This window comes from Limimaricola pyoseonensis (assembly GCF_900102015.1).
GTDB lineage: Bacteria > Pseudomonadota > Alphaproteobacteria > Rhodobacterales > Rhodobacteraceae > Limimaricola > Limimaricola pyoseonensis.
Genome location: NZ_FNAT01000003.1, coordinates 428,007 through 448,725 on the forward strand (window position 1 = coordinate 428,007; position 20,719 = coordinate 448,725).

Below are 20,719 nucleotides of genomic sequence, written 5' to 3' on the forward strand. Positions count from 1 at the left end.
CTCACAGTGACGCGGAGGGCGCAGCGGTCAAGCGGCCTTGCCGAAGCTCCTCGATCCGGGCGCGCGCCGAGTTCGAGCGCGGCTGCCAGAGGCCGCGGTCGATCGCCTCCTGCAGCCGCTCGGCGATCTCCCTCAGCGCCGGGGCGTTGTGCTCGGCGATGAAGTCGCGCGTGTCCTCGTCGGCCAGCACCGCTTCCTCCACGAGGTCGAAATGATGGTTCTTCACCGCCCGCGTCGTGGCGGCGAAGGCGAAGAGGTAGTCGACCGTCGCGGCGATCTCGAAGGCGCCCTTGTAGCCGTGCCGCTTCACGCCATCGATCCACTTGGGGTTCACCACGCGGCTTCGCACCACGCGGGCGATCTCCTCGTCGAGGCTGCGGATCACGGGTCGCTCGGGGCGGGAGTGGTCGTTGTGGTAGATCGGGCGGTCGCGGCCCTGCAGATGCGCCACCGCCGCCGCGGCGCCGCCCTCGAACTGGTAGTAGTCGTCGCTGTCGAGCACGTCGTGCTCGCGGTTGTCCTGGTTCTGGACGATCGCTTCGACCTGTCCGAGACGCGCGGCGAAGCCCTCGCGGTCGGCCGCGCCCTCCTGTCCCGCGCCGTAGGCGTAGCCGCCCCAGTCGAGATAGGCGCGGCCGAGATCGGCGCGCTCGGACCAGATCCGCTCGTCGATCAGCGCCTGCAACCCCGCGCCGTAGGCGCCGGGCTTGGAGCCGTAGACCCGCGCCGCCGCCTCGCCCGCGCGGACGCGGGCGGCGGCGGGGTTGATCTCCTCGGGCTCGTCCAGCGCCTGCACGGCGCGGGCCGCGCTGTCGACCAGCGCCACGAGCTGCGGGAAGGCGTCGCGGAAGAAGCCGGAGATGCGCAAGGTCACGTCGACGCGGGGCCGGCCCAGCACGCCCTCGGGCAGCACCTCGAAGCCGGTGACGCGGCGGTTGGCCGAATCCCATGTCGGTTTCACGCCCATCAGCGCCAGCGCCTGCGCGATGTCGTCGCCGCCGGTGCGCATGTTCGCCGTGCCCCATGCGGTGACCAGCATGGTGCGGGGCCAGTCGCCGTGATCCTGCAGGTGCTTCTCGATCAGGAGGTTCGCGGATTTCCAGCCGAGCGCCCAGGCGGTCGGCGTCGGCACGGCGCGGGCGTCGACCGAGTAGAAGTTGCGCCCGGTCGGCAGCACGTCGGGCCGGCCGCGCGTCGGCGCGCCCGACGGGCCGGGGGGGACGAAGCGGCCGTCGAGGCCTGTCAGCAGGCCCTCGCCCTCGGCCGGGCCGCAGGCGGCGATGGCGGGGCGGAGCTTCTGCTCGATCTCGTCCAGAACGGCGGCGGAGGCGGGGCCGGGGGCCGTGGCCTCTCCGTCGAGCAGGCGCTGGCACAGCTCCTCCAGCCGCTCGACCGTGTCGCCGGCGCTGCGCCACTTGCCGGGGCCGCCGAGCGCCTCGGGGCGGGGGCCGTCCCATGCCGCGGCCATGTCGCAGTCGAGCGGGTCGAAGCCCAAGCCCAGATCCTCGGCCAGCGCCCGCAGGATCGACGCCGCGCCCGAGCCGCGCGGCACGCGGGCCAGCGCGATGGCGAGGTCGCGCTCCTGCCGCCCCTCGGGGGACTGCCCGAAGACGTGCAGCCCGTCGCGGATCTGCGCCTCCTTCAGCTCGCAGAGCCACGCGTCGAGCTTGGCGAGGTCGGTGTCGGCCTCGCCTTCGAATCCGGCATCGGCGGCGAGGCCGGTGGTCTCTGCGAGGCTCAATATCTCGCGCCGCAGATGGGTGATGCGGCGCGGATCGACGCCCGCGGCCTCGTAATACTCGTCCACCAGCGCCTCAAGGTCGCGCAGCGGGCCGTAGCTTTCGGCGCGGGTCAGCGGTGGCGTCAGGTGGTCGATCACCACCGCCTGCGCGCGGCGCTTTCCTTGAGTGCCCTCGCCGGGGTCGTTGACGATGAAGGGGTAGAGATGCGGCACGGTCCCCAGCGCGACCTCGGGCCAGCAGGTCTCGGACAGCGCCACCGCCTTGCCGGGCAGCCATTCGAGGTTGCCGTGCTTGCCCATGTGCACGATGGCGTCCGCGCCCCAGCGATGCCTGAGCCAGAAATAGAAGGCGAGGTAGTGGTGCGGCGGCACGAGGTCGGGCGAGTGGTAGGTGTCGGTCGGGTCGATGTTGTAGCCGCGCGCCGGCTGCAGCCCGACCAATGCGTTGCCGAAGCGGTGCAGCGACAGGGCGAAGCCCTCGCTGGTCAGGAAGGGGTCGTCGCCCGGCGGGCCCCAGCGGTCGAGGATCTTCTTTTTCGCTTCCCACGGCAGGTCGCCGAAATGACGCTCGTAATCCTCGAGCGGCAGCGTCTCGCCGCCCTCGCGCGCGGCGCGGTCTGTGAGCCAGTTGGTCGGGCCGGCCATCAGCCGGTCCATCAGCGCCTGCGAGTCGGCGGGCGGGTTCTCCACGCCGTAGCCCGCGCCACGCATCAGCCCGAGCGCGTGGACGGTGGCGGCGGGGGTGTCGAGGCCGACGCCGTTGGCGAGGCGGCCGTCCTTGTTGGGGTAGTTGGCGAGGACAAGCGCCACCTTGCGGTCGCGGGCGGGCGTGGCGCGCAGCCGCGCCCAGCGGGCGGCGAGGTCGGCCACGAAGGTGATCCGGTCGGCGCGCGGCTGGTAGGTGGCGACGCGGCACTGCGTGGCCTCGTCGAAGAAGGCCTCGCCCTTGAAGCCGATGGCGCGGCTCAGGATGCGGCCGTCGACCTCGGGCAGCGCCACGTTCATCGCGATGTCGCGGGCCGAAAGGCCGGTCAGGCCCTCTTCCCAGGTCTCCTCGCTGCTGGCCGAGAGCACGATCTGGAAGACGGGGGCTTCGTTGGCCTCGGGCGCGGCCAGCGGGTTCGGGGCCGAGGCGTCGCCCGCGCTCGCGCCGCCGGTGGCGAAGGAGGTGGCGTTGAGGATGACCGATGGCGGCGCCTCGGCCATCAGCCCGGCCAGCGTCTCGCGCGAGACCGGGTCCTTCAGCGAGGCCACGAAGACCGGCATCGGGTTCAGGCCCTGACGCAGCAGCGCCCGCACCAGCCGGTCGATCGGGGCGAGCTGTGCGCCCTGCAGCAGCGCGCGGTAGAACACCACCGGCACGACGGGCGCGTCACCGTCCCAGGCCTCGCGCAGCCGGTCGAGATCGGCCACTCCAAGGCCCGGCCAGTAGACCCCGGCGCGCAGCAGCGGCCGCGCCGCCTGCGGCGCCTCGTCTCCGTCGAGCATGTGTTTCGCGTGGGCGAGGAAGCCCGCCACGTTCTCGGGCCCGCCCTCGACGAGGTAGGACCAGAGCGCGTCGTAATCCTCCGCCGCCACGGTCGACAGCTCGCGCAGCTCGGGGTCGGGCTTGTCGTCGCCGGGCAGGGCGGCGAAGGGCACGCCGGCTTCGGCGAGACGGGAGGCGTATTGCACCAGCCCGTATTTCCAGTAGCCCGAGCCGCCCAGCACGCGGGCGACGACGAGGCGGGACCTGGTCGCGCAGTCGTCGAGATGCAGGTCCACCGACATCGGGTGCTGCAGGTGCATGAGACTCGCCAGCCGCAGGTCGGGCGCGTCCGGCATTTGCGCCCGCGCCGCGCTCAGCGCGGCCAGTTCGGTGTCGGCGGCGGAGATGACGACGAGGTCGCCGGGCGTCTGGCCGAGATCGACGGCCTCGGTGCCGTCGGAGACGGTGCCCGGCGTGGCGGCGAGAAGATGCATGGCGGCCCTTTCGTGAACGCTTGCGCCGCTGCCCGCGTTGGGGCAGGGAACGGCACCCCCCAGTTACAGGAGCGGATGATGGATTACAGCAAGTCGGGCGGGCCCCGTCAGGGCCGCAACGCCCCCAAGCACCGCGAGCACAACGAACGCGGCAGCGCGAAGACCCCCTTCGACAAGCGCGCGGACAAGTCCGAGCTGCTCAAGCGCATGAAGGAAGCCGCGGCCAAGGCCGCCGAGAAGGCGCCCGAGCCCAAGGGCTGAGGTCACAGCCGCTTCTCCATGAACAGGCTCGACCCGTTCGCGGCGTAGTCCCCGAACGGGCCGATCTCGCGGTAGCCGGCCCGGGCGTAGAGCCGGTGCGCGGCGGCCAGCAGGTCGCCGGTCTCGAGCCGCAGCACCGCGAGCCCTTCGTCGCGCGCCGCCCGCTCCAGCCGGTCGAGCAGCATGAGGCCGACGCCGCGCCCGCGCGCCGCCTCGGCCACGAAGACCGATTTCAGCTCGCCATAGCCCGGTTTCACGTGAAGCGCGCCGCAGCCCAGCGGCGTGCCCTCGTCGAAGGCCGCGAAGAAGCGGATGTCGGGCGCGTCGAGCGCCTCGATGGGCAAAAAGTGGTTCTCCTCGGGCGGGAACAGCGACCGCATCAGCTCGTGGCTGGCTTCGATCAGCGCGCGCGGACCGGGATCGGTCGCGCGCGCCGGCTTCACCTCGACGCTCACGCCGCCAGCGCCGCCTCGATCGCGGCGCGGTCGAGCCCGGCCTCGCCGATCACCACTAGCCGCGTCTCGCGCGCATCCGTGCCGAAGGGGCGGTCGAAATGCGTATCGACGCGCGGTCCCACCGCCTGCAGCGTCAGCCGCATCGGCTTGCCCGCCACCGCGACGAAGCCCTTGAGCCGCAGGATGTCATGCGCGCGGATCACCTCGGCGACCTGCTCGGCGAAGGCGTCGCGGTCTGCCACCTCGGCGCGCGTCACGACGAAGCTTTCGAACTCGTCATGGCCGTGGTGATGCTCGGCGTCGTGGTGGTCGTCCTCATCGTCGTCGTGGTGATGATGGTGATGCACCTCGTGGCGCGCCTCCATGTCGGCCTCGGCGGCCGCGCCCTGGCCTAGCAGCACCTCGACCGGCAGCGCGCCCATGCTGGCGCGCACCACCTGCACGCCGCCGCGCGCCTCGGCCTTCAGCTTCGCGGCCAGCGCCTCGGCTTCCTCCGCGCCCAGGAGGTCGGTCTTGTTGACGACGATCATGTCGGCGGCGGCGATCTGGTCCTCGAACAGCTCCGACAGCGGCGTCTCGTGGTCGAGGCCATCGTCGGCGGCCCGCTGGGCGTCGATCGCGGCGATGTCGTGGGCAAAGCGCCCCTCGGCCACCGCCTTGCCGTCAACCACGGTGACGACGCCGTCGACGGTGACGCGGGTCGAGATGCCGGGCCAGTTGAAGGCGCGGATCAGCGGCTGCGGCAGCGCGAGGCCGGAGGTCTCGATCACGATGTGGTCGACCGGCTCGTCGCGGTCGAGCAGCTTCTCCATGGTCGGGATGAAGTCGTCGGCGACGGTGCAGCAGATGCAGCCGTTCGACAGCTCGACCACGTCCTCGTCGCGGCAGCTCTCGATGCCGCAACCCTTGAGGATGCCGCCGTCGACGCCGAGATCGCCGAACTCGTTGATGACGAGCGCGATGCGCTTGCCCTTGGCGTTGTCGAGCAGGTGGCGGATCAGCGTGGTCTTTCCGGCGCCGAGAAAGCCGGTGACGACGGTGGCGGGAATCTTGGCGGGCATGTCTGCCTCCCCTTTCTATCACGGAAAAGACGGCTCCCCTGCGGGAGCCGTCTCGTGGTCTGGGTCGCGGCGCGCGCGATCAGGCGGTGTGGAACATCCGGCGGGCGACGAGGCCCGAGCGGTCGAGGTCGCGCACCGACTTGGCGCCCGCCAGCACGGCGAGGTCGACCAGCGGCTCGATCAGCACCACCATCATGTAGGCGGCGCCGAAGCTCGCCACGGCGGCGGTCGCCGCCACGCCCTGTCCGTAGAAGGCCCAGAACGCGACCCAGGCCACCACGCCGCCCTGGTAGGCGGTCGAGAGCGCCAGCGCCTGGCCGTAGCTCAGGTCGACATAGCGGGTGCCGGGCGCGATGATCTTCGCCGCCAGCCAGCGCAGCGCGAAGAGCGGCACCAGCAACGTGGTGACGTTCATGCCGTATTGCGGCAGGTCGAACGGCGCGAGGAACAGGCCCTGCAGCAAAAGCGCCAGCGCCAGCCCGATCGCGGCGGGGGCGGCGCCCAGCACCAGGAACAGCGTCGAGCCGAGGATGAAATGCACCTCGCTCACGCCGACCGGGAAATGCGGCAGCAGCTGGAAGAAGCTGAAGGCGGCGGCGGTGCCGATGACGCCGCGGGTCGCCAGAGAGGCCGCGCCGCGCGCGCCGATCTCGGTCAGGGTCGACTTGAGCGCGTAGGCGGCGGCGCCGGCGGCGGTGGCGTAGCTCAGCGCGATCTTGGCGCCGGTCACGATGCCCGGTTCGATATGCATGTCACTGTCTCCTCTCCCGTCCACCCGACGGGGATATGGGTCTCGTTCACGCAGGGCCGGTCTCCTGGCTCGCGGGTCGCGGCACCCCTCCGCCTTCCCGGGCATCGCCCAGTGGCCTGTCGGAGGGACGCTCACCGCTCACAGTCGCGGGGGCGGCTGCGGCCGGGGGCCTCCTGACTGGATCGGCCCCTTCCGCATTCCCGATTTCATCCCCTCGGGCGCTTCGCGCCGCATCTGGGAACCTTGCCCCACCGTTCTGCGCCCGCCCGCCGATCCGCGTCAAGCGGCAAGCCGGGCGGCGCGGCCCGTCCAGGTGCCATGAAACGCGGCGGAACCCCGCCCGTTTTCCCCTTGCTGCGTTGACTTCGCGGCCCCGTCTCCCGCATAGGCGCGCGGTGAGGACGTGAAGGGCCCGTGCCATGAAATTCACCCGACTGAGGCTGAACGGCTTCAAGAGCTTCGTCGACCCGACCGATCTGGTGATCGCCGAGGGGCTCACCGGCGTGGTCGGGCCGAACGGCTGCGGCAAGTCGAACCTTCTGGAGGCGCTGCGCTGGGTGATGGGCGAGAACCGCCCGACCGCGATGCGCGGCGGCGGCATGGAGGACGTGATCTTCGCCGGTGCCGCGACCCGGCCCGCGCGCAACCACGCCGAGGTGACGCTCACCGTCGACAATGGCGAGCGGCTGGCGCCCGCCGCCTTCAACGACGCCGACTCGCTCGAGATCATCCGCCGCATCACCCGCGACATGGGCTCGGCCTACCGGCTGAACGGCAAGGACGTGCGGGCCCGCGACGTGCAGATGCTCTTCGCCGACGCCTCGACCGGCTCGCAGTCGCCGGCGCTGGTGCGGCAGGGCCAGATCGCGGAGCTGATCAACGCCAAGCCGACCGCGCGCCGCCGCATCCTCGAGGAGGCCGCCGGCATCTCGGGCCTCTACCAGCGCCGCCACGAGGCCGAGCTGAAGCTGCGCGCCGCCGAGCAGAACCTGTCCCGCGTCGACGACGTGGTCGAGAGCCAGGCCGCGCAGCTCGCGACGCTGGCGCGGCAGGCCCGTACCGCCGCGCGCTACCGCGAGATCGGCGAGGCGCTGCGCCGGGCCGAGGGGATCCTTCTGTGGCTGCGCTGGCGCGCCGCCGAGGCCGGGCGCGGCACCGCCGAGGCCGAGCTGCAGGAGATGGCGCAGGCCGCCTCGCGCGCCGACGCCCTGGCGCGCAAGGCCGCCGAGACCCGCGCCGCGGCCGAGACCGCGCTGCCGCCGCTGCGCGAGGAGGCCACCGTTGCCGGCGCCGTGCTGAGCCGGCAGGAGGCCGAGCGCGACCGCCTGCTCGACCAGGAGAAGCGGGCGCGCGGCGCGATCCGGGCGATGGGCGCGCGGATCGAACAGCTCGACCGCGACGCCGAGCGCGAGAGCGTGCTCGACCGCGACGCCGGGGAGACCATGCGCGCGCTGGAGGCCGAGGCGGCCGAGCTCGCCCGCGCAGGCGAGGGCTTCGAGACCCGGCTGGCGCAGGCCGAGACGCAGGCGCGCGAGGCGGGCGAGGTGCTCTCCGAGCTGGAGCGCGCGCAGAACCAGCGCACCGAGGACGCGGCGCGGCTCGCGGCGCGGCACCAGTCGGCGCAGCGGCTGGTGGCCGAGGCGAAGAAGCGCGTCGCGACCAGCGCGCAGGAGGCCGAGCGCGCCAAATCCGGTCTGGAAGAGGCCGCGAAGGCCGCCACGACGGCCGAGGCCGGCACCACGCAGGCCGCCGAGGCCGAGGCCGCCGCCAAGGCCAGGACCGAGGCCGCCGAGACCGCGCTGGCCGAGGCCGAGACCGCGCGCGGCGCGGCGCAGGCGCGCGAGGCCGAGGCCCGCGCCGCGCGCTCGGGCGTCGAGGGCGAGGCCAAGGCGCTGCGCGCCGAGGTGGCGGGCCTCGCGCGGCTCTTGGAGCGCGGGCAGGGCGAGGGCGAGCAGCTGCTCGACGCGCTCAAGGTCGCGCCGGGCTACGAGAAGGCGCTGGGCGCGGCGCTGGGCGACGAACTCAAGGCCCCCGTGGTCGGCCCCGATGCCGCCACCGGCTGGGCCGAACTGCCGGGCTACGACGCCGACCAGCCGCTGCCCGGCGGTGCCGAGCCGCTGGCCGAGGCCGTGGCCGCCCCGGGCGTGCTGGCGCGCCGGATCGCGCAGATCGGCGTGGTCGAGGCCGCCGATGGTGCGCGCCTGCAGGCCCGGCTCGCGCCCGGCCAGCGGCTGGTCAGCCGCGAGGGCGACCTGTGGCGCTGGGACGGCTACCGCGCCGGGGCCGAGGATGCGCCCTCGGCCGCGGCCCTGCGGCTGCAGCAGATGAACCGGCTCGCGGAGTTGCGCGCCGAGCTGGAGACGGTCGAGGCGAAGCTCGCCGATCTCGACGCCGCGCATGGCGAGGCGCTGCAGGCGCTGGAGCAGGCCAAGACCGCCGATGCCGAGGCCCGCGCCGCCCGCCGCGTCGCCGAGACGGCACTGTCGGAGGCCGCCCGCGCGCTGAGCCGTGCCGAGGCCGAGAAGGGCCGCGCCCAGACCCGGCGCGACGCCGCGCGCGACGCGCTCGCCCGCCACGAGGACGAGGGCCGCGCCGGGCGCGAGGCGCTGGTCGAGGCCGAGGCCGGGATGCGCGATCTCGAGGATCTCGACGCCGCCCGCGCGGCGGTCGAGGAAGGCCGCGTCGCGGTCGAGGGCGCGCGGATCGCGATGATCACCCGCCGCTCCGAGGCCGACGAGCTGCGCCGCGAGGGGCAGGCCCGGGCGCGGCGCGCCGAGACCGTGGCGCGCGAACTCGACGGCTGGCGGCAGCGCGCCGACACCGCCCGCACCCGGCTCGAGGAGCTGGCGCAGCGCCGTTCGGAAACCGAGGCGGAGCTGGAGCGCGCCCGCGAACGGCCCGAAGCGCTGGCCGAGGAACGCCGCAAGCTCGACACCGGCATCCGCGACGCCGAGGCGCGCCGCGACGAAGCCGCCGAGAAGCTGCGCGCCGCCGAGGGCGCGCTGACCGACGCCGCCGAGGCCGAGCGGGCCTGCGAGCGCGCCGCCTCCGAGGCGCGCGAGCGCCGCGCCGCCTCGGAGGCCCGCGCCGAGGCCGCCCGCACCGCCGCCACGCAGGCCGCCGAGCGGATCACCGAGGCACGCGAATGCACCCCCGACGAGCTGCTGGCCTCGCTCGAGACCGGCCCCGAGGCGATGCCGCCCGCCGAGGAGGCCGAGGCCGAGATCGCCAAGCTGCGCCGCCAGCGCGAAAATCTCGGCTCGGTCAACCTGCGCGCCGAGGAGGACGCCGCCGCGATCCGCGAGGAGCATGACGGGCTGGTTTCCGAGAAGGCCGATCTCGAGGAGGCGATCCGGGCGCTGCGCCAGGGCATCGGCAGCCTCAACCGCGAGGGACGCGAGCGGCTGCTCGCCGCCTTCGACCAGGTGAACGAGAATTTCGGCACGCTGTTCACGCACCTCTTCGGCGGCGGCGAGGCGCGGCTCACGCTGGTCGAGAGCGACGACCCGCTCGAGGCCGGGCTCGAGATCCTGTGCCAGCCGCCGGGCAAGAAGCTCTCGGTGCTGTCGCTGCTGTCGGGCGGCGAGCAGACGCTGACGGCGCTGGCGCTGATCTTCGCGGTGTTCCTCGCCAACCCGGCGCCGATCTGCGTGCTCGACGAGGTCGACGCACCGCTCGACGACGCCAACGTGACGCGGTTCTGCGACCTTCTCGACGAGATGACCCGCCGCACCGACACCCGTTTCCTGATCATCACCCACCACGCGGTGACGATGGCGCGGATGGACCGGCTCTACGGCGTCACGATGGGCGAGCAGGGGGTGAGCCAGCTCGTCTCGGTCGACCTGAAGAAGGCCGAGCAGATGGTCGCCTGAGCGGCGGCCGCGGCAGGAGAACGCTTGAGGAACACCTCGCCTTCGCCGATGATGGGCGGGTCGCGATGCTTCGCGGCGGAAGGAGGTGAGGTGTATTGACCGAAGCCAACTACCGTAAGTGGATGGTGGTCATCGCGGCGGCGACGCTGGCGGTGACGATCGTTCGCGTCTCGATCGGGCGGTAACGCCGGAAAGAGAAACCCCGCAGAGCAGCCACTCTGCGGGGTCCTGATCCGAAGATGAGATGTCATCGACCGATCTCTACCGTATGCGCATGATAATGGGCACTGGTGGCCGAAAAGTAAAGATCAGGCGAAAAGCATCACCAGCATCCACAGGCCCATCCCCGCCATCATCACGTTCTCGGTGAGCGAGATGAAGCCCAAGGGCACGTTGCTGTCGCCGCCGACGCAGGCGCATTTCAGCTCGCGCTTGTCGACATAGACCGCCTTGATCACCGACACCGCGCCGACCGTGCCGATGAACAGCGCCAAGGGCGCCGAGAACCAGGTCAGCAGGAGCGCCGTCATCAGCACCCCGGCGATCCCCTCGGCCCAGGGGTAGATATAGGCGTAGGGCACCCATTTCTGCGCCAGCAGGTCGTAGTTGAGAAAGCCGTTTGTGAAGCCTTCGACATCCTGCAGCTTCTGCAGCGCCAGAAGGCACATCGCCACCGAGATGAACCAGCCGACGGTCTGGCCGGTGAAGAAGGTGCCGAGCGCCACCCAGCTGATCGCCACGGCGATGGCGAGGGCCATGCCGAAGATCGCGATCACCGGGCGGTAGGTCGTGCCTTCCGGCTTGGCCGGGGCCATGTCGAAATGGTCGCGCAGCGCGTCGTAGCCGCCGATCCGCTTGCCGTCGATGAAGGCCTGCGGCGTGGTCTTCACGTCGTGCTCGCGCTTGAAGGCGTCGGTCTCCTCGCGCGTGGTCAGCTCGTGATCCTCGACCTCGTAGCCGTTCTTCTTCAGCAGCCAGAGCGACTTCTGCCCGAAGGGGCACTGATGCTTGGGCATCGACATGCGGTAGAGCTGCGCGGTCTTCATGGCGATCCTCCGATCTGCGTCATCATTGATACGCAGCTATACCCCCCAAGGGTTCCATTCAAGATACCCTTGGGGGGTATGAGGTCAGAGCGCTTCGAGCAGCCCGGGCGTCGGCCAGGCGTCGGCGGGCAGGCCCAGCCGCTCCTGCTCGGCCTGCACGGCCTCGCGGGTCTTTTCGCCGAGAATGCCGTCGGCGCCGCCCACGTCGTGGCCGCGCGCCTGCAGCTTTTCCTGCAGCCGCACCATCTGCTCGCCCGACAGCCCCGGCGCCGGGTTGCCGGCGTCATAAACCGGCGCGCCCTCGAGCCGGTTGGCGAAATAGGCGGCGGTGGTGACGTAGACGAGGCTCTGGTTCCACTCGAAATAGACGTCGAAGTTCGGGTAGGCGAGGAAGGCCGGCCCGCCCTGGCCCATCGGCAGAAGCACCGAGGCGGGCAGGTTGCCGGCGCCCAGCGCGCCGTTGCGCCCGGTGACGCCGAGCGCCTGCCATTCCGAGACGGTCTTCTTCTGGTCGAGGCCGGTGAGGCGCAGGTCGATCCCCTGCGGCAGCACGATCTCCTGCAGCCAGGGCTCGTTCGGCCGCCAGCCCAGCGACGACAGCATCTTGCCGCCCGAGATCAGCGCGTCGGCGGCCGAGCCCTTGAGGTCGACCCGGCCGTCGCCGTCGCCGTCGACGCCGTTCTCGATGATGTCTTGGGGCAGCATCTGCACCTGCCCGATCTCGCCGGCCCAGGCGCCGGTGGTGGAGGCGGGCTCGATGCCACCGCGCTCGTAAAGCTCGATCGCGGCGAGGAGCTGCGGGCGGAACAGCTCGGGGCGGCGGCAGTCATGCGCCAGCGTGGCCAGCGCGTTCGCCGTGTTGAAGTCGCCCTGCACCGCGCCGTAATCGGTCTCGAAGGCCCAGAAGGCCAGCAGCACGCCGCGCGGCACGCCGTATTCCGCCTCGATCCGGTCGAAGACGGCGTCGTGTTTCTCGGCATTGGCGCGGCCATTGGCGATCCGGTTCTCGGAGATCAGCCGGCGCGAGAAGTCGATGAAGTCGCGCTGGAACACGCCCTGCGCCCGGTCGGCGCGCAGCACGGCCTCGTCGGGGCGCACGCTGGCGAAGAAGGCGTTGATCGTCTCGGGCGCGTGGCCCATCGCCGCCGCCTCGGCCTTCACCCCCTCGAGCCAGGTGCCGAACTCGCCGCCGCAGGGCGGCTTGGGGCCGGTCGCCTCCTGCGCCGCGGCGGGCAGGGCGGAGAGGCCGGCGAGACCGGCGGCAAGAAGGAGCGGTTTCGAAAGGCAGGCGAAGCGCATGGGCATGGGATCCTGTCTGTATGGCTTTGGCGCCGGAGCCTAACAGGCGGGATAGGGGCGTCCACTCACGTCCACGCCAGAACCAGCACCACGCAAAGACCCGCCGCCCAGGCCTTCCACAGAATCGCGACGGCGGCGTCGATCGCGGCCGGGCCGATGCCGCGCAGGCCGTCGGGGTTCACGAAGGGGAAGTCCTGCATCGTCCCGTGATAGGCGCGCGGGCCCGACAGCGCCACGCCGAGCGCGCGGGCCATCGCCGCCTCGGGCCAGCCGGCATTGGGCGAGCGGTGCAGCCGCGCCTCGGCCGCGATGTCGCGCCACGGGCCGGGGCGGCCCGAGACCAGCCAGATCAGCAGCGCGGTCAGCCGCGCGGGCACCCAGTTCATGAGGTCGTCGAGCCGGGCGCTGGCCCAGCCGAAACCCTCGTGGCGCGGCGTACGGTAGCCGATCATCGAATCGGCGGTGTTGACGATCTTGTAGACCAGAAGCCCCGGCAGCCCGCCGATCAGGAACCAGAAGGCGGGCGCGGTGACGCCGTCGGAGAGGTTCTCGGCGGCGCTCTCGATCGCGGCGCGGGCGACGGCGGGCTCGTCCATCGCCTGCGTGTCGCGGCCGACGATCATCGCCACGGCGCGGCGGCCCTCGGGCAGCGAGCGGCGCAGGGCGGAGGCCACGTCGCGCACGTGGTCGACGAGGCTGCGCTGCGCGAGCAGCACGGCGGCAACGGCGATCTCGGCGAAGGGGCCGGGCAGCGCGGCGAGCAACCCGCCGAGCCACCACGCGCCGATGACGAGGAGCGCGCAGGCCGCCACGCCGCGCCCGCGCGCCGGGCCGCCCTCGTTCAGCATGCGGTCGAGCCAGCCCACGGCGCGGCCCATCAGCACGGCGGGGTGGGGGACGCGGTCCCAGAGTTGCTTCGGCTCGCCCAAGAGCGCGTCGAGCCCCATGGCGAGCGCGAGCCAGAGGCTCACAGCGCGGCCTCGATCTGCCCCCAGCGGTCGGGCGCGGGCAGGCCGAGCCGCAGATGCGTGCTCGACCACGGGAAGACGCGGCTCCAGACCCGGGCCCGCGCCAGCCGCGCCTGCCATGCGGCGGCGTCATCGACCTCGTAGAGCCGGAACAGGTCGGTGCCGCCCGCGACGGCCGCTCCCTTGGCCGTCAGCAGCGCGTCGAGCCGCTTCGCGTCCTGCTTCAGCCGCGCGCGGCTGGTCTCGGCCCAGCCGTGATCTTCCAAGGCCCGCGCGCCGATCGCCAGCGCCGGGCCCGAGACAGGCCAGGGGCCCAGCGCCTCGGCCAGGGCCTCGATCGTGTCGGGCTGGCCGATGGCGAAGCCGAGCCTCAGACCGGCGAGGCCCCAGAACTTGCCGAAGCTCTTGAGCACCACCACGCCGGGCCGGGCCGCGAGCGCCACCAGAGAGGCGTCGGGCCGGATGTCGCAGAAGCTCTCGTCGATCACCGAGAAGGCCGACGAGATCTCGGCCGCCTGCCAGACCCGGCCGTCGGGGTTGTTGGGATGCACCGCGACCTGCGCCTTGGCGGGCCGCGTCGTCACCTTCCAGCCGGCGGCGCGGAAGGCGGCCTCGTGCTCGTTGTAGGTCGGGCCGGGAATGCGCACCGCGCCCGCCGGGAACAGCGTCGGCAGCTTGGCGATCAGCGCCGAGGCGCCGGGCGCGGCGAGGATCGCGGCGCTTTCGGGCACCCGCCAGAAGCGGCGCGCGGCGGCGATCAGCCGCTCCTGCGCGGCGCGGTCGGGCAGCGCGGTCCAGGCGTCGAAGGGCAGATCGCCTACCGGGTAGGGCACCGGGTTGATGCCGGTCGAGAGGTCGAGCCAGTCGGCCCGCGCGCCGCCATGTTCGGCCAGCGCCGCGTCGAGCCCGCCGCCATGGTCGCGCGCGGCGCCCGCGGGGGTCATTCGGCCTCCGGCAGCGGCGGGTGGCGGGTCACGAAATGGCCCTTCACGGCCTGCGGCCATGTCCGGTAGGGCACCTGTCCGCTGGCGCTTTCGGCGTGCAGCTCGGCCCAGTCGACGATGCCGCGCGCGGTCTCTTCGCTGACCTCGAAGCGGCCCAGCGTGTAGTTCAGCTTGCCTGCCGCCTGCACGGCGACGTTGCAGCCCTGCTGGCAGCCCATCAGGCACGACACGCGCCGGGTGCGGACGCGCCGCCCCTCGGCCTCGGTCTCGATCAGCGCGGCGAGCCGCTCGCCGTCGGTCGCGCCGGAGGCCGCGTCCCAGCCCTCGCGCTTGCAGGTGTCGCAGATGGTGATCCAGGTGGTGGGGGCATGTTGGTCCATGTCGCCGCTTCAAGCCGAAAACCGCCCCGGCCACAAGCCGGGCGGGGCGGTCCGGGGCCGGATCAGGCCGCCGCCTTCAGGCGGTCGCGGCCATGCGGCGCGTCGAGGTCGAGATCGGGGCCGACCGGCACGATGCGGTGCGGGTTCACCGTCTCGTGGCTGTAGTGGTAGTGGTGGCTGATGTGGTCGAGATGCACGGTGCCCGCCACGCGCGGCCATTGGTAGAGCTCGCGCGTGTAGCCCCAGAGGTTCGGATACTCGATCAGCTTGCGGCGGTTGCACTTGAAGTGGCCGTGATAGACCGCGTCGAAGCGGATCAGCGTGGTGAAGAGCCGCCAGTCGGCCTCGGTGATCCGCTCGCCCATCAGGTAGCGGTTGTCGGCGAGCCGGTTCTCGAGCCAGTCGAGGCTCTCGAACAGCGGATGCACCGCCTCCTCGTAGGCCGCCTGCGTGGTGGCGAAGCCGGACTTGTAGACGCCGTTGTTGACCGTGTCGTAGATCCGCGCGTTCACCTCTTCGATGCCGTCGCGCAGATCCTCGGGCCAGTAGTCGTCGCGGTTGCCGGTCAGCCCGTCGAAGGCCGAGTTGAACATGCGGATGATCTCGGCGCTCTCGTTCGAGACGATGGTCTTGCGGACCTTGTCCCACAGCACCGGCACGGTGACGCGGCCCGAGATCTGCGGGTCGGCCTTGGTGTAGATGTCGCGCATGAAGGGCAGCCCGTAGAGCCGGTCGCCGGTGGCGCCGTCGAAATCGGTGCGGAACTCCCAGCCGTCCGACAGCATCTCGGGATGCACGACGCTGACGCCGATATGCTCGTGCAGGCCCTTGAGCTCGCGGAAGATCAGCGTGCGGTGCGCCCAGGGGCAGGCATAGGAGACGTAGAGGTGATAGCGCCCGCTCTCGGCCGGAAAGCCGCCCTCGCCCGAAGGTCCGGCGCTGCCGTCGGCGGTGATCCAGCTGTGGAACTTGGTGGTCGAGCGTTCGAACCTGCCGCCGCTCGACTTGGTGTCGTACCAGACGTCTTCCCATTTGCCGTCGTTGAGCCGTCCCATGCGGGCCTCCCGGTATTGCTGCTGTCGATCAACAGTTAGGGCCTGTCGCGGGTCCCCGGCAGGCCGTCACCGAACAGCGGCTGTGCATGACGCGGCGGCGGGAACCCCCGCCCCGCGGGTCCGGTTGTCCTTGGCGGACGCAGGACGGGGGACATGGCGATGCGGGATTGGCAGGGAAAGCGCTACTGGCTGGTGGGCGCGAGCGAGGGCCTGGGCCGCGAGCTGGCCTTCTGCCTGAGCCGCGCCGGCGTCGAGCTGGTGCTGAGCGCCCGCAACGCGGAGCGGCTGCGCTCGCTCTCCGAGGCGCTGCCGGGCCGGGCCGAGGTGCTGCCGCTGGACGTGCGCGACACGGGGGCCGTGTCCGCCGCTGCCGAACGGGCCGGCGAGATCGACGGGCTGGCCTATCTCGCCGGGGTCTACTGGCCGATGCGGGCGCAGGGCTGGGACGAGGCCAAGGTCGAGGAGATGGCCGACATCAACTATCTCGGCGCCACCCGCGTGGTCGGCGCGGCGCTGCCGGGGATGCGGCGGCGCGGGCGCGGCCACATCGTGCTGACCGGCGCGATCTCGGGGTTTCGCGGCCTGCCGGGGACCATCGGCTACGGTGCCTCGAAGGCGGCGGTGATGCATCTGGCCGAGAGCCTGCAGCACGACCTGCAGGGCAGCGGGGTCGAGGTGCAGCTGGTGAACCCGGGCTATGTGCGGACCCGGATGACCGACAAGAACGACCATCCGATGCCCTTCATAATGGAGCCGGCCCGCGCGGCGCGCGAGTATTTCGAGCACATGAGCTCGGACCGCTTCAAGCTGAACTACCCCTACGGCGTCTCGCTGCTCTACCGCGGCACGCAGTTCCTGCCGGACTGGGCCTATTTCCGGCTCTTCAACCGCTGAGCGCCACGGCGAAGCGGGTCCGGGCGCGGCCCCAGATCCCGTCCGGGTCGGCGGCGAAGGTCAGCAGGTGCGGCAGGAGCTGCGCCGCGAAATCCTCGGTGCTTTCGCGCGGCAGCAGCGAGGGCAGGTTGTCGATCGCCACGACGTCGAGCGGCGGCGCGTCCCAGACCCGGCGCGCGGGCGCGGCCCATGTGGTGGTGCGGTCGTTCACCTTGATCGGGGTGAAGACGTTGTCGGGGTCGCAGGCGATGTCGCCGATCGCGCGCAGCGCCCGCGGCGCCGGGCCGGCATCGGCGGCCACGAAGACCGGGGTCTGCGGCGCGGCGAGGATGCAGTTGAGCAGGATCTCGTGCTCGAGGATCTGCGGGAAGGGGCCGCCCGACGCGGTCTCGGCTATGTCCCAGCGGGTCACGGGCAGGTCGAGGCCGGCGCAGAGATCGGCCGCGCCGCGGCCGACCCGGCCCAGCGCGCCGATCACCAGCGCCGAGGGGCGCAGCGGGCCCAGCGCCTCGGCCGTCAGCGCCAGCAGCGCCGCGCGGTCGGGCAGGGCCGCGAGCGGTGCCATGGGCCGGCCCGTCGCCTGCGCGGCCCGTGCCAGGAGCGTCACCGCCGCGCCGGCATAGCCCGCCCAGTAGCCGAAGGCCGCGACCCGGCGGCCGTCGGCATCGGTCAGGTATTCAAGGTCGAGCAGCGTGCCGCCGCCGGCCCGGAACCGCGAGAGCAGCGCCGCGGCGCCCGGCTGGCCCTTGTAGGCATGGGCGAACATGACATGCGCGTGGCGCAGCGGGGCGTCGTCGGACGGCAGTTCCTTTAGGCCGAGGATAACCGCCGTCTCGGGCGCGTCCCGCCACTGCCCGCCCGGCACCACGGTGCAGCCCGCCTGGGCGAAGGCCGCGGTGGGAATCAGACGCTGGGCGCTGTCCTCGACCGTGACCTGCGCGCCGGACGCCATCAGCCGGGCCGCGCCCTCGGGGGTGAGGGGGCTGCGCCCCTCGTCGGGACGGGTCTCTTCGCGCAGCCAGTAGTGGGTCATGTTGTGTCCTTTTTGCAACTTTGCTGCAAAGCAGCATATCGCGAAGTTTACCTAGCGTCAGTTTCGTTTGACCGGGCTCTCGCGCGCTGCATATCACCGGGCTGAACGGGACGCATGGGGATGAACTGTTGCATTTTCGCCATGGTTGCGCGGTGTCCATTTGCCCTGCGGGACCGGATTTGTAAGAGGCGCGTTCACCGACCATGCCCCCGGCGGCCTCGGCTGCGGCCGGAGATTTGGAACCGAAAGGACATTGAAATGAACGCCACCTACAAACTGCTGATGGCCTCCACCATCCTCGGCTTCGTCGGCACCGCGTCGCTGGCGCAAACCGACGTCTTCGCCACCGAGAACCAGCTCGAGGACGAGCTCGAGGATCTCGACGAGGAGATCGAGGAGGATTTCGAGCGCGACATCGACCGCTTCGGCAATGAGGGCCGCGAGCTCGGCTTCACCGGCTCGATCGCCGCGCGCGGCACCGCCACCGACGGCAACACCGACACCGCCGATCTCGGCATCGGCGCGCGCCTGGGCTACTTCGACGGCATCAACGGCCACGAGATGCGCCTGAGCTACGACTACGGCGAGGTCGAAGGCGAGCAGTCGAACAACGACCTGCTGCTGGGCTACGACTACACCCGCGACTTCGCGACCAACTTCTACGGCTTCGCGACCGCGGTCCTGTCCTATGACGAGGACGACAGCTTCGAGACCGACGCCTTCGTCGGCGCCGGCGTCGGCTACCGCGTCTTCAACACGCCCGACATCCAGTGGTCGGTCCAGGTCGGCCCGGGCTTCCGCTACATCGAGACCGCCGACGGCGAGGAGATCGAGGAAGCGGCCGTGTCGCTGTCGTCGAACTACTACAACCGTCTCGACGAGAACCTGTTCGTGACCAACGACACCGACGTGCTCGCCTCGGAGCGTGACACCTACGTCACCAACGAGCTCGGCCTGAACGTGGCGATGGCCGACCAGCTGGCGCTGCGCACCAGCCTGACCACCGAGTACCGCACCGACCCCGAGCCGGGCTTCGACGACACCGACAACAAGCTCGGCGTGTCGGTGGTCTACACCTTCAACTGATCGATCCGATCGGTTCCGGACCCGGGAAGGGGGGCAGGGCGACCTGCCCCCCTTTCTCGTATTCGGGGTCGGGTTTTCCGGGCGCGGCCGCGCCGCGCTATTTGATGACCGGCCGTTCTCGGGGCAGTCTGGGCGCGACCGGCGGGGGAACCGGCGCGAAAGGCGCCGGTTGCCCCCCCGAGCGACAGGACGGAGGAGTTCCATGCGCCATCTGCTGACCAGCACCGCCATCGCCCTATTGGCGGGCGCCGCCGCCGCCGAGGATGCGGCGCTGCTCTTGGGCAACGAGCGCTACGAGACGCTGGGCCGGGTGGCGCGCGGCGCGCAGATCCTCGACGCCGCCGACGAGCTTTCGGCGCTGGGGTTTAGCGTCACCTCGCTGCCCAACGGCCGCGCCGGGCCGGTCGGCGAGGCGGCGCGCGCCTGGCTCGAGCAGGTGCCCGAGGCCAGCCGCCTGGTGGTGGCGCTGTCGGGGCGGTTCGCGACCGATGGCGAGCGCAGCTTCTTCCTGACGGCCGAGGCCGGCACACCGGGCCTTTTGTCGCCGCAGGCCGGGCTCCTGCCGGTCGAGGGCGTGCTGCGGGCACTGGCCGAGGCGCCGGGCCGGGCGCTGCTGCTTCTGGGCCGCGAGGCGGATGCCGACCGCGAGTTCGGCCCCTATCTGCGCGAGGGTCTGGGCAATCTGGAGATCCCGCAGGGCGTGACCGTGCTCACCGGCAGCCCGCGCGCGGTGGCCGAGTTCATGGAAGGCCCGCTGGCCGCGCCGCGCGCCGACCTCTCGGCCGCGATCCGCGAGGCGGACGGGCTGCGGGCGCAGGGCTATTTGCCGCGGGCGCGCGCCTTCATGCCGGAGCTGGCCGAGGCGCCGGCGCAGCCGCAGGCGCCGCAGACCGATTCCGCGGCCGAGGAGGCGCTGTGGCAGGGCACCGTGGCGCTCGACACGGTCGAGGCCTATCGCGACTACCTCGCGCGCTACCCGCAGGGCGCCCATGCCGAAGCGGCCGAGAAGGCGATCGCCGAGATCCGGGCCGAGCCCAACCGCGACGCGCGGCTGGCCGAGGAGGCGATCGGGCTGAGCCGCGACGCGCGGCGCGACATCCAGCGCAACCTCAGCCTGCTCGATTTCAACACCCGCGGCATCGACGGCATCTTCGGCCCCGGCACCCGCGGCGCGATCACCAACTGGCAGCAGCAGAACGGCTTCCCACAGACCTCCTATCTCACGCCCGAGCAGGTCGGCCGGATCGACGCGCAGGCGGCGCGCCGCGCCGCCGAGCTCGAGGCCGAGGCCGAGCGTCAGCGCCAGGAGCAGGCCCGCGCCGACCGCGCCTTCTGGGAGGAGACCGGCGCGCGCGGCGACGAGCCGGGGCTCAGGGCCTATCTCGAGCGCTACCCCGACGGCGCCTTCGCCGAGGCCGCCGCCGACCGGCTGGCGCTGATCGAGGAGGAGAAGCGCCGCGCCGCCGAGGGCGAGGACCGCGCCGCGTGGGACCGGGCGCGCGAAGCCGATTCGCTCGAGGGCTACCGCGACTACCTGCGCGCCTTCCCCCAAGGCAGCTTCAAGGCCGAGGCCGAGGCGCGGATTTCGGCGCTCACCGAGCGGAATCAGCAGCAGCAGGCGCGGCAGGCGGCGCAGGCCGAAGAAGAGGCCCTGGGGCTGAACGCGCTGACCGCGCGGCTGGTCGAGCAGCGGCTCGAGGCGCAGGGGTTGGAGCCGGGCCCGGTCGACGGGAAGTTCGACGAGGCGACGCGCAAGGCGCTGCGCAACTACCAGCGCGACCGCAACCTGCCGGCGACCGGCTTTCTCAACGAGCCCACCGTGGTGCGGCTTCTGGCCGACGCCTTCGGTGGCGCGCTGCAGCAGTAGGAGCGGCGGCGGGGCGGGGCCTTCGGGGCCCGCCCCTGCCG

General features: G+C 72.1%; 16 protein-coding genes and 1 riboswitch. Of the genes, 5 read left to right on the forward strand and 11 right to left on the reverse strand.

Annotated elements, in window-relative coordinates; genetic code table 11:
* Position 1: 1 nt before the first annotated feature.
* Entirely contained in the window at positions 2-3,703 is a 3,702-nt protein-coding gene (cobN, locus tag BLT43_RS09645; protein WP_090112289.1) for a cobaltochelatase subunit CobN, read from the reverse strand.
* Positions 3,704-3,781: 78 nt separating this feature from the next.
* On the opposite strand from cobN, the gene BLT43_RS09650 reads away from it, so the two are divergent.
* Complete coding sequence (locus tag BLT43_RS09650) at positions 3,782-3,964, forward strand: hypothetical protein (RefSeq protein ID WP_090112291.1); 183 nt, start codon at positions 3,782-3,784, stop codon at positions 3,962-3,964.
* 2 nt (positions 3,965-3,966) lie between these two features.
* Here the strand turns inward: BLT43_RS09650 and BLT43_RS09655 are convergent, their stop codons facing one another.
* The 3 genes from BLT43_RS09655 to BLT43_RS09665 form a co-directional block, all read right to left on the reverse strand.
* Positions 3,967-4,419 (reverse strand): GNAT family N-acetyltransferase, encoded by a 453-nt coding sequence (locus tag BLT43_RS09655; RefSeq protein WP_242652260.1) that lies wholly within the window; start codon positions 4,417-4,419, stop codon positions 3,967-3,969.
* A complete protein-coding gene (gene cobW / locus BLT43_RS09660) occupies positions 4,416-5,480 on the reverse strand; it encodes a cobalamin biosynthesis protein CobW (protein WP_090112292.1) in 1,065 nt (354 codons plus the stop codon). Before cobW ends, BLT43_RS09655 begins: the two co-directional genes overlap by 4 nt.
* A 79-nt stretch (positions 5,481-5,559) precedes the next feature.
* Positions 5,560-6,231 (reverse strand): energy-coupling factor ABC transporter permease, encoded by a 672-nt coding sequence (locus BLT43_RS09665; protein ID WP_090112294.1) that lies wholly within the window; start codon positions 6,229-6,231, stop codon positions 5,560-5,562.
* A gap of 37 nt (positions 6,232-6,268) precedes the next feature.
* A riboswitch (cobalamin riboswitch) is annotated at positions 6,269-6,492 on the reverse strand.
* Between the two features lie 158 nt (positions 6,493-6,650).
* On the opposite strand from BLT43_RS09665, the gene BLT43_RS09670 reads away from it, so the two are divergent.
* Positions 6,651-10,106 carry a chromosome segregation SMC family protein gene (locus BLT43_RS09670; protein WP_090112296.1) on the forward strand — a complete coding sequence of 1,152 codons (3,456 nt, stop codon included), beginning with the start codon at positions 6,651-6,653 and terminating at the stop codon, positions 10,104-10,106.
* Positions 10,107-10,414: 308 nt separating this feature from the next.
* On the opposite strand, the gene BLT43_RS09675 is transcribed toward BLT43_RS09670, so the two are convergent.
* The 6 genes from BLT43_RS09675 to BLT43_RS09700 all read right to left on the reverse strand — a co-directional run bounded on the left by BLT43_RS09675 (position 10,415) and on the right by BLT43_RS09700 (position 15,798).
* Positions 10,415-11,152, reverse strand: coding sequence for a MauE/DoxX family redox-associated membrane protein (locus BLT43_RS09675; protein ID WP_090112300.1), 738 nt, complete (start codon positions 11,150-11,152; stop codon positions 10,415-10,417).
* Positions 11,153-11,236: 84 nt separating this feature from the next.
* Complete coding sequence (locus BLT43_RS09680; RefSeq protein ID WP_090112302.1) at positions 11,237-12,451, reverse strand: lytic murein transglycosylase; 1,215 nt, start codon at positions 12,449-12,451, stop codon at positions 11,237-11,239.
* Positions 12,452-12,516: 65 nt separating this feature from the next.
* A complete protein-coding gene (gene cbiB / locus BLT43_RS09685) occupies positions 12,517-13,398 on the reverse strand; it encodes an adenosylcobinamide-phosphate synthase CbiB (RefSeq protein WP_242652266.1) in 882 nt (293 codons plus the stop codon).
* A gap of 20 nt (positions 13,399-13,418) precedes the next feature.
* On the reverse strand, positions 13,419-14,363 hold the full coding sequence (gene cobD / locus BLT43_RS09690; protein WP_131802638.1) for a threonine-phosphate decarboxylase CobD: 945 nt from the start codon (positions 14,361-14,363) through the stop codon (positions 13,419-13,421).
* Positions 14,360-14,743, reverse strand: coding sequence for a DUF1636 family protein (locus BLT43_RS09695; RefSeq protein ID WP_090112307.1), 384 nt, complete (start codon positions 14,741-14,743; stop codon positions 14,360-14,362). Before BLT43_RS09695 ends, cobD begins: the two co-directional genes overlap by 4 nt.
* A gap of 62 nt (positions 14,744-14,805) precedes the next feature.
* Positions 14,806-15,798, reverse strand: coding sequence for a glutathione S-transferase family protein (locus BLT43_RS09700; RefSeq protein WP_090112309.1), 993 nt, complete (start codon positions 15,796-15,798; stop codon positions 14,806-14,808).
* Between the two features lie 159 nt (positions 15,799-15,957).
* Here BLT43_RS09700 and BLT43_RS09705 point away from each other — a divergent pair, with 159 nt between their 5' ends.
* The gene (locus tag BLT43_RS09705) at positions 15,958-16,692 is read left to right on the forward strand and encodes an SDR family NAD(P)-dependent oxidoreductase (protein ID WP_090112378.1); all 735 of its coding nucleotides are present in this window, start codon (positions 15,958-15,960) and stop codon (positions 16,690-16,692) included.
* Here the strand turns inward: BLT43_RS09705 and BLT43_RS09710 are convergent.
* Entirely contained in the window at positions 16,682-17,725 is a 1,044-nt protein-coding gene (locus BLT43_RS09710; protein WP_090112315.1) for a saccharopine dehydrogenase, read from the reverse strand. The two genes, BLT43_RS09705 and BLT43_RS09710, sit on opposite strands and share 11 nt — an antisense overlap.
* Positions 17,726-17,983: 258 nt before the next feature.
* Between BLT43_RS09710 and BLT43_RS09715 the strand changes: the two genes are divergently transcribed.
* Both BLT43_RS09715 and BLT43_RS09720 read left to right on the forward strand, forming a co-directional pair.
* A complete protein-coding gene (locus BLT43_RS09715; RefSeq protein WP_090112316.1) occupies positions 17,984-18,811 on the forward strand; it encodes a DUF481 domain-containing protein in 828 nt (275 codons plus the stop codon).
* A 202-nt stretch (positions 18,812-19,013) separates the two neighbouring features.
* Positions 19,014-20,678 (forward strand): peptidoglycan-binding domain-containing protein, encoded by a 1,665-nt coding sequence (locus BLT43_RS09720; protein WP_090112318.1) that lies wholly within the window; start codon positions 19,014-19,016, stop codon positions 20,676-20,678.
* Positions 20,679-20,719: the final 41 nt, after the last annotated feature.

Coding starts and splice junctions, on each gene's coding strand:
- cobW (WP_090112292.1), bottom strand. CDS start 5,480: ATGCCCGCCAAGATTCCCGCCACCGTCGTCACCGGCTTTCTCGGCGCC.
- BLT43_RS09695 (WP_090112307.1), bottom strand. CDS start 14,743: ATGGACCAACATGCCCCCACCACCTGGATCACCATCTGCGACACCTGC.
- cobN (WP_090112289.1), bottom strand. CDS start 3,703: ATGCATCTTCTCGCCGCCACGCCGGGCACCGTCTCCGACGGCACCGAG.
- BLT43_RS09665 (WP_090112294.1), bottom strand. CDS start 6,231: ATGCATATCGAACCGGGCATCGTGACCGGCGCCAAGATCGCGCTGAGC.
- BLT43_RS09710 (WP_090112315.1), bottom strand. CDS start 17,725: ATGACCCACTACTGGCTGCGCGAAGAGACCCGTCCCGACGAGGGGCGC.
- BLT43_RS09675 (WP_090112300.1), bottom strand. CDS start 11,152: ATGAAGACCGCGCAGCTCTACCGCATGTCGATGCCCAAGCATCAGTGC.
- BLT43_RS09715 (WP_090112316.1), top strand. CDS start 17,984: ATGAACGCCACCTACAAACTGCTGATGGCCTCCACCATCCTCGGCTTC.
- cbiB (WP_242652266.1), bottom strand. CDS start 13,398: ATGGGGCTCGACGCGCTCTTGGGCGAGCCGAAGCAACTCTGGGACCGC.
- BLT43_RS09680 (WP_090112302.1), bottom strand. CDS start 12,451: ATGCGCTTCGCCTGCCTTTCGAAACCGCTCCTTCTTGCCGCCGGTCTC.
- BLT43_RS09670 (WP_090112296.1), top strand. CDS start 6,651: ATGAAATTCACCCGACTGAGGCTGAACGGCTTCAAGAGCTTCGTCGAC.
- cobD (WP_131802638.1), bottom strand. CDS start 14,363: ATGACCCCCGCGGGCGCCGCGCGCGACCATGGCGGCGGGCTCGACGCG.
- BLT43_RS09720 (WP_090112318.1), top strand. CDS start 19,014: ATGCGCCATCTGCTGACCAGCACCGCCATCGCCCTATTGGCGGGCGCC.
- BLT43_RS09650 (WP_090112291.1), top strand. CDS start 3,782: ATGGATTACAGCAAGTCGGGCGGGCCCCGTCAGGGCCGCAACGCCCCC.
- BLT43_RS09705 (WP_090112378.1), top strand. CDS start 15,958: ATGCGGGATTGGCAGGGAAAGCGCTACTGGCTGGTGGGCGCGAGCGAG.
- BLT43_RS09700 (WP_090112309.1), bottom strand. CDS start 15,798: ATGGGACGGCTCAACGACGGCAAATGGGAAGACGTCTGGTACGACACC.